Origin of the sequence: Methyloglobulus sp. (assembly GCF_046714055.1) — a bacterium.
In the GTDB taxonomy this organism is placed as follows: Bacteria; Pseudomonadota; Gammaproteobacteria; order Methylococcales; family Methylomonadaceae; genus Methyloglobulus.
In genome coordinates, this window is sequence record NZ_JBKKBJ010000049.1 from 19658 (window position 1) to 27355 (window position 7698).

General features: G+C 46.3%; 7 protein-coding genes, 1 tRNA gene and 1 pseudogene. 6 read left to right on the forward strand and 3 right to left on the reverse strand.

The window, feature by feature from the left end:
- Positions 1–20 precede the first annotated feature (20 nt).
- The 4 genes from pheT to ACLQ6D_RS03005 all read left to right on the forward strand — a co-directional run bounded on the left by pheT (position 21) and on the right by ACLQ6D_RS03005 (position 3214).
- A complete protein-coding gene (gene pheT / locus ACLQ6D_RS02990) occupies positions 21–2396 on the forward strand; it encodes a phenylalanine--tRNA ligase subunit beta (RefSeq protein ID WP_411725779.1) in 2376 nt (791 codons plus the stop codon).
- A gap of 4 nt (positions 2397–2400) precedes the next feature.
- Positions 2401–2700: an integration host factor subunit alpha gene (gene ihfA, locus ACLQ6D_RS02995; RefSeq protein ID WP_023494044.1), complete on the forward strand. Its 300-nt coding sequence runs from the start codon at positions 2401–2403 to the stop codon at positions 2698–2700.
- Positions 2681–3034, forward strand: coding sequence for a MerR family transcriptional regulator (locus ACLQ6D_RS03000; RefSeq protein WP_411725780.1), 354 nt, complete (start codon positions 2681–2683; stop codon positions 3032–3034). The genes ihfA and ACLQ6D_RS03000 overlap by 20 nt, the downstream gene beginning before the upstream one ends.
- 103 nt (positions 3035–3137) lie before the next feature.
- A tRNA-Pro gene (locus tag ACLQ6D_RS03005) sits at positions 3138–3214 on the forward strand.
- A 776-nt stretch (positions 3215–3990) separates the two neighbouring features.
- Here the strand turns inward: ACLQ6D_RS03005 and ACLQ6D_RS03010 are convergent.
- Together ACLQ6D_RS03010 and ACLQ6D_RS03015 are read right to left on the reverse strand one after the other, a co-directional pair.
- On the reverse strand, positions 3991–4839 hold the full coding sequence (locus tag ACLQ6D_RS03010; protein ID WP_411725782.1) for a Y-family DNA polymerase: 849 nt from the start codon (positions 4837–4839) through the stop codon (positions 3991–3993).
- Between the two features lie 23 nt (positions 4840–4862).
- On the reverse strand, positions 4863–5456 hold the full coding sequence (locus ACLQ6D_RS03015) for a LexA family protein (RefSeq protein ID WP_411725783.1): 594 nt from the start codon (positions 5454–5456) through the stop codon (positions 4863–4865).
- 328 nt (positions 5457–5784) lie between these two features.
- On the opposite strand from ACLQ6D_RS03015, the gene ACLQ6D_RS03020 reads away from it, so the two are divergent.
- Positions 5785–6258 (forward strand): hypothetical protein, encoded by a 474-nt coding sequence (locus tag ACLQ6D_RS03020; protein ID WP_411725784.1) that lies wholly within the window; start codon positions 5785–5787, stop codon positions 6256–6258.
- A 3-nt stretch (positions 6259–6261) separates the two neighbouring features.
- Complete coding sequence (locus tag ACLQ6D_RS03025) at positions 6262–7479, forward strand: caspase domain-containing protein (protein WP_411725785.1); 1218 nt, start codon at positions 6262–6264, stop codon at positions 7477–7479.
- Positions 7480–7519: 40 nt separating this feature from the next.
- Here ACLQ6D_RS03025 and ACLQ6D_RS03030 read toward each other — a convergent pair.
- Positions 7520–7698, reverse strand: a pseudogene (locus ACLQ6D_RS03030) (IS1 family transposase); the annotation flags it as partial.

Genomic DNA, 7698 nt, shown 5'->3' on the forward strand with positions numbered 1-7698 from the left:
TGCCAAGGAAAATCTGAATCATGCAAATAAGTGAATCTTGGTTAAGGGGATATGTCAATCCGCCCGTATCCACTGAGGAACTGGTCGCGCAATTGACCATGGCGGGGCTGGAAGTTGATTCCGTCGAACCAGCCTGGGCTGTGTTCAGTGGCGTAGTCATAGGAGAGGTGCTGTCCACCCAACAACACCCCGATGCGGACAGGTTGAGAGTGTGTTCCGTTAATGTAGGCCAAGGTGAGCCATTACAAATTGTTTGTGGAGCCAGCAATGTCAGGCCGGGTTTAAAAATACCAACGGCTCTAGTCGGGGCGGTGTTGCCGGGCGATTTTAAGATCAAACAATCCAAGCTGCGTGGTGTGGAATCATCGGGAATGCTCTGCTCGGAAAAAGAACTGGGTGTAGCAGCCGATGCCAGTGGCTTGATGGAGTTGCAGCCTGATGCGCCGATAGGTGCTGATATTCGGGAATATCTTTCCCTCAATGATTCAATTATTGAAATCGACTTGACCCCCAATCGGGCGGATTGCCTAAGCATTGAAGGCATTGCCAGGGAGGTGGCTTTACTGAATGGTATGGGTTGGACGGCAACTCAGGTAAAGAAAGCCGATATCAATCATCAGGGTACTTTACCAATAACAGTGGAGGAAAAGGCCGCTTGCCCTCGTTATCTGGGGCGATTAATCAAAGGCGTGAATTCAAAAACGGAAACTCCCGCATGGATGCAAGAACGCTTGCGTCGTTCAGGAATCAGGAGTCTAAGTGCAGTGGTGGATGTCACCAACTACGTGTTGATGGAGTTAGGCCAACCCCTACATGCGTTTGATGCAGATAAGCTAGTCGGCGGCATTACGGTTCGCATGGCGAGAAACGGTGAGTCGTTGGCCTTGTTAAACGGTCAAACGATAACATTGGATACCGAAGCCCTGGTTATCGCCGATGATAAGCAGCCGTTAGCGTTGGCTGGCGTAATGGGCGGCAGTGACAGCGCGGTCAGCGGTAGCACCCAGAATATTTTTCTCGAATGTGCATTCTTTGCGCCACGGGCTATCGCTGGCGAAGCAAGGCGCTTTGGTTTGCATACCGATTCCTCGCATCGCTTTGAACGCGGCGTAGACGCAACTTTGCAACACCGCGCAATCGAACGGGCAACCCAGTTGATTGTCGAAATCGCTGGCGGCAGCACTGGCTCGGTTAATGAAGTCAAACATGAATCTTCTTTACCGCAGCGTCCGGCGATAGTATTAAGACGGCAACGCATCGAAAAGATGCTTGGCATATCTTTGCCGGACGGGCAGGTGCATGACACCTTTGTGCGCCTAGGCATGTGCATTGAACAACATCCAGAAGGCTGGAGCATAACGCCGCCCGGTTTCCGTTTTGATATGGCAATTGAAGCCGATCTCATTGAAGAATTGGCAAGAGTCCACGGCTATAACAATATCCCCAATAATAGCCTGTTGATGCGAGCAGAACTGGGCAAAGCAACTGAAACCGTGTTGGACATAGACAGGGTTAAAGACCTCTTGGTTGACCTGGGTTATCAGGAAGCGATTACCTACAGTTTCGTTGACGAAGATATTCAGCAAGCCGTGGCTGCTGAAGATATGCTGATTAAAATAAAAAACCCCATATCATCTGACTTGTCGGTGATGCGTAGCACCTTATGGTGTGGTTTGCTAAAAGCAGCCTTACATAACCTCAATCGGCAACAAAACAGGATACGATTGTTTGAAACCGGATTGCGGTTCTTAAACATTGATGGCCACACAGGGCAACAAAAAATGTTGTCAGGCCTGATTTTAGGTGGTCTTTACCCAGAGCAGTGGGGAGAAAAACTTCGTAAAGTCGATTTTTTTGACCTTAAAGCGGATGTGCAGGCCATGTTCTCTCTGACCGGTTGCAACGTCCAATACGTAGCCGCTAGGCATACGGCATTGCATCCAGGGCAAGCAGCCCAAATTTTATCCCAGACAGGTGAAAAAATAGGCATATTGGGCATGTTGCACCCCATTCTTGAGAAGCGGTTAGGTTTTGAAACTCCAGTGTTTTTGTTTGAACTCGACCAGGACTTATTGCTTAATAAAACAGTTTCACGGTTCAAGCCCTTATCAAAATACCCATCGGTTAGCAGGGATCTTGCCTTGATCGTAAAGGAAGGTGTCTCTGCCGATGACATCATCGCCAGCATAAAAAGCAGCAATGAGGCAACCATACAGGATATTATGCTGTTCGACCTGTATCGAGGGAAAGGAATAGAAGAAGACTGCAAAAGTGTCGCTGTGAGCATTACGTTACAAAATTTTTCACAAACGCTTACAGATGTTGAAATAGATGCTATATTTAACAATATATTACAAACATTAGCCAAAACAATTGGTGCAAAACTGAGGGATTGATTTCATGGCATTAACAAAAGCTGATTTTGCGGAAAGGCTGTACGAAGAATTGGGGCTAAACAAACGTGAAGCCAAAGAAATGGTGGAATTGTTTTTTGAAGAAATTAAAGGTTCTTTGGCGCATGGCGAACAGGTTAAGCTTTCAGGCTTCGGTAAGTTTGAGTTGCGCGACAAAAACAGCCGCCCAGGCCGTAACCCAAAAACAGGGGAAGAGATACCCATTACTGCCCGACGTGTGGTAACATTCAGGTCAGGTCAAAAACTTAAAGCCCGAGTAGAAACGTATGCTGGAACCAAGCAATAATAACGAACTGCCTGTCATACCGGCCAAACGCTATTTCACTATCGGTGAAGTGAGCGAGTTGTGCGCCGTCAAGCCGCATGTACTGCGCTACTGGGAGCAAGAGTTTACCGAACTGAGTCCGGTAAAACGGCGCGGTAACCGCCGCTACTACCAGCGCCACGATGTCCTCATGATAAGGCAGATACGCGCCTTATTGTATGAACAAGGCTATACTATCGGCGGTGCCAGGGCGCATTTGACTAGCGATAATGCCAAGGAAGACTCAATCCGTACGAAACAACTCATCCACCAAATGATCGGTGAGCTTGAAGACATATTGGAACTGTTGAAGTAGAATCCCTTACTTTTCGGGCAGGCAATGTTGTGCGTTGCTGCCCAAAACCCATAAGATTGCGCCAGCAATCCCATTCCACACCATTCTTTTGATATAAAACTGTCGGGGCGTAGCGCAGCTTGGTAGCGCACTTGCATGGGGTGCAAGGGGTCGGAGGTTCAAATCCTCTCGTCCCGACCAATTAAATCAATTTCTTATAAAATACTGTATTTGGAAAAAGCGGAAAATAGCGTTTTCGGGATAGCAATCGGGATAGCAATTGAAAGTTATTGCTGTATTCGCATGTATTAGTAATCTGTCTAAGCTCTGGCTACTGTTGAGGCTGACCCACCCATATTTACAATTCTGGTAAAGCCTCGATATATTAATCAAACTCAGCTAAACCCTTACTTTAAGGATTACGAAGTAGCACTGACATTTAGCGTATAATGGCGCAAAGCCGCTTTTATAAGCTATGGCCTAGCCCTTCGACTTATTCCACGTTTCCGTTGCCTTATTTCCAGCGATTGTTGCGCTCGTAATAGACACTTTGAAAAAAACGTCGCTAAGGTCAAATTCTACCGCTAACCTTTTGTTTTATAGATATGAATAACGTTTTCAACTTTCTTGCTAATGTTCTGACTCATTCACTGCTTTCACCTTACCGTACAGGCTGTGTATTTGAATCAAGCCCTAGATGCACAAGCGTAGACCGCCCTTGGTTAGTGCATTTGTAGTTTGTTTTTGTTTAAATGCACAATATTTAATATGCACACATCCTATTCGCACAAAATAGTAAAATCTGAGGCGGGTATCGCCAGGCGCACGTATTACAACGCTATTGACGAAGGCCGGATTTAGTTCCTATATCCATTAGCGACGTTTTTTCAGAAACTCTATTACGACCTCATAGTCAAACTGCCACTGTAGTATGGGGTATGGGGTATTGGCAAAGGGGCTGGTCTGGATAAAGACACTTAAGCTGCGCTGGCATGGCTTTGTTGTTTCCGTGCCTTCTCTGCTGCACGGGAGGTGTAGAGCGTCACCGTTTCAGCCAGGCTTTGCAATGTGGTGACGGGCAGCCCAAAGCTGCGCGTACTGGCGATGTTTTGCTTCGGTGGGGAAACCTCTTCCAACTTAATACAGGAAACGCCATTGAGTTCAGCAATAGTCCTGGCCATGACGATACTGAATTTGTCCCGCATCGTTCGGGAATGGGCTTGTTTTAAATCCAGGACAGTATGAACCCCTAAACCATTAAGTTTAGAGGCCAGACGTGAACCGATACCCCAGACTTCGTTAACCGGAAGTGATGTTAAAATGTCATCGATAGTTTGGGTGGATAGGGCATTAAAGTTACAGACCCCAACATAGTGAGGTCTTTTTTTCGCACAATGGTTCGCCAATTTCGCCAGGGTCTTCGTGCTGCCGATACCGACACAAACGGGCAGTCCCGTCCATTGCAGGATGGTTCGTTTGATTTCCTTGCCATAGTGGGTTAAATCCTTACTGCCAAAACCGGACAGGTCAAGGAAGGATTCGTCGATCGAATAGGCTTCGCGTTGAGGTGAGTACAGGGCGAGCGTGTTCACCACTCGGTTAGACATGTCAGCATAGAGCCAAAAATTGCTGGACAGGGTTATCACTTCACCTTTGTTAAACTTGTCCTTGATCTGAAACCAGGGGGCACCCATTTTTATCCCAAGCATTTTGGCCCGGTCACTGCGGCTAATTGCACAGCCGTCATTGTTTGAAAGCACCACGACGGCTTTATCCCAAAGTTTAGGGTTAAACACCTGTTCACACGAGACGTAGAAATTATTCACGTCTACCAAGGCGATGCAGGACATCAGGGATATTTGCGGATCGAGCCGGTGACCACACCCCAGATTTCAAACTGCATGTTTTCCTTGATTTCGATGGGTTTAAAATCAAGGTTCGCAGAAATTAACACGGGATTCCCTTCCTCACTCACGCCAAGATATTTAATGGTGAACTCACCATCGACAATAGCCATGACCAGGCTGCCAACAGCGGCATCTTTCGACCGGTCAACAATGGCAATATCCTTGGGCAACAGGCCGGCATCCCGCATGGACAAGCCGGTGATGGTCACTAGGAACGTAGCATCGGCTTGTTCGATCAGGTATTCATTGATGTCGAGACGTTTCTCAATATGGTCGTCAGCCGGGCTGGGGAATCCTGCGGAGACTTTTGAGGAAAAGAGGGGTATGGTAACCGCTGTTTTTGGAGCTAAGACTTGATGGATGTGTTCGTCAAAGTCAATAGTGCCAGACTCGCTCTTAATTGAATAAGCTTTTAAAAAGTCCTTGATTTGCGTCACTTGGCTTTTGGGTACGCGAATAGGCACGGTTGGTTCGCCATAAGCATTTAAGCCTAACGGCCTACCAGCGTTTTCACGTTTGCCGCCACGGGATTTCACTTTAACCGTCCTATTATGAATAATGTACAGTATTCAAACATGGGCTGTTATTTTTGTCAATTTACTCAATGGGGGTTTGTGTGAAACGCCTCCAAAAGTACCAGTAACCTGAATTCTGGATTACCTTCTTAATTGGGCACTGCAACAAAAATGCAAGTCGGAGAACAAGATCTGTTAGAAAAATCCAAATACCAATGATCAATTTTTTACCTAAATTTTTACCTAACTAATTGTCGGCATAAACACTCCTTTTAACTTTGGCTGTGTTAGCAGAGAGGTTTGAGTCAATTCAAACCTTTGCCTACCGACTTTTTAACTCGGAGGATGAATGAATTATCAGCGAGTTGTACTTGTGCTAGCCATGTTAACAACAGCCTGTGGTACAAAATTTGGCAGAGATTTTGAAAAGCAGGTTGATTTAACAAAGCATGGCATTACTGAAACTACCACCAATATCGAAGAGGGGCTAAAAAAATCCTGTAATGAAACCCCAAAGGTTTCCGCAGATGCTGATGAAATTTTGCGTCTGGTGTCCAGTGAAGACAACACCGTTTTTACCGTGGATGGAAAACAAATGGGCAAGGCCAGGCAGTTAAAAGTCTGCATTAACAGCAAAGGCGAACATACCGTGATTGCTGAACCTCCAGGTTGCGAAGCAAAAACCGAAAAACTCAAACCGCCTTATGATTTCCCCATTTACGAGTTTCGTTATATGCTGGCGGAATGTAAGGCTGCTAACGCACCACCGCCCACACCGGTTAAAGCCCCCACGCATCGTAAAACTAAGCGCAAAAAACACTAAATCATGTGCAGCCTTTCCAAATTAGGGCTCATCGCTCTCGTTGTGAGCCTATGGTTGACAGGTTGTGCCAGTCTCTTGCGCAACGACTATTCCGAGCAGGATAAACAAAACTATCCGAAAGCATCGGCCGATGCCAATACCGTGGTGGCGTTAATCTCCGATAAAGATAACACCCGTTTTAGTGTCGATGGCAAAACAATTGGCAGCGAAGTGCAAGCGGGTGGTGAGCTAAAAATTCTAATCAACAACCAAAGCCATGACATTGTTGCCCAGCCGAAAGGCTACCAAGCAAAACCACAACATATACAACCCCCCTTTGATGAGCATTCGCCGATTTCCTTCGGTTTTACTTATAAAGATAAGCAAACTAATAATGATGAAAATCTTGCTAACGTACCGCCAATTGTGACCGTCCAACAAGCGCCTGCCCATTCCGAAGAACAGCATAAGCCCCTTAAACCCCCTTCAAATCACGTCGCTCCGCCTGTAACCATGAAGCCTGCAGATGACGGTATTACTATTGCTTTGAAAAATAACAAGTTTGAGCGGAGGGTCGCTTTGGTCATTGGCAATGGAGCTTATCAATACACTGGTCAATTGCCTAATTCAGCTAACGACGCACAGGATATTGCCCAAGCACTTAGAAAGGTTAACTTTCAAGTGATATTGAAGACCGATGCAAGCCTTGAAACAATGGCCGATGCCATTTACCAGTTCGGGGAAAGCTTGAAAGGTGGAGGTGTTGGCTTGTTTTATTATTCAGGGCATGGTTTGCAGGTCAAAGGTGAGAATTATTTGTTGCCCGTCGATGCGAATTTGACACGAGAAGATGACATAAAACGTAAAGCCATCAATGCCAATGATGTTCTGGAAAAAATGGGAGAGGGCAAGAGTCATCTGAATTTGGTTTTTCTGGATGCCTGCCGCAACAACCCCTTCCCAAGCAGTACACGCGCTGTGAGTCGTGGCCTGGTTGGTATGAGTGCCCCCAATGGTACTTTGCTAGTGTTTTCAACTGATCCAGGTAATGTGGCAGCAGATGGAAATGGCAGAAACGGCACCTATACAAAACACCTCTTGCAACAAATTAATCAACCCGGATTGGAGGTAGGTATGATGCTACGCAAGGTACGCACGGCAGTGAAGGAAGAAACCGGTGGTCAACAAGTACCTTGGGAGAATGGGTCTATTGAGGGAGAATTTTATTTCAGTGGCAATTAACACAGCTATGTAACCGTTAATTATTGAAAATTTAGCATTGTTAATTAAGTATAGCCTTCAGGTTTCCGTTGCGTTTGAGCATTAAAAGCATCACGGAATATTCAAGCATGTCCTTGCTTTTGCTGTAGCGCTTCGACTTTCGGCGCAGCCTGGCCAGGAAATGCCGGAACAAGCTGTTGTACCCCTCGACCGTGTAAGTTTCGGCTTTTGATTGCGTAT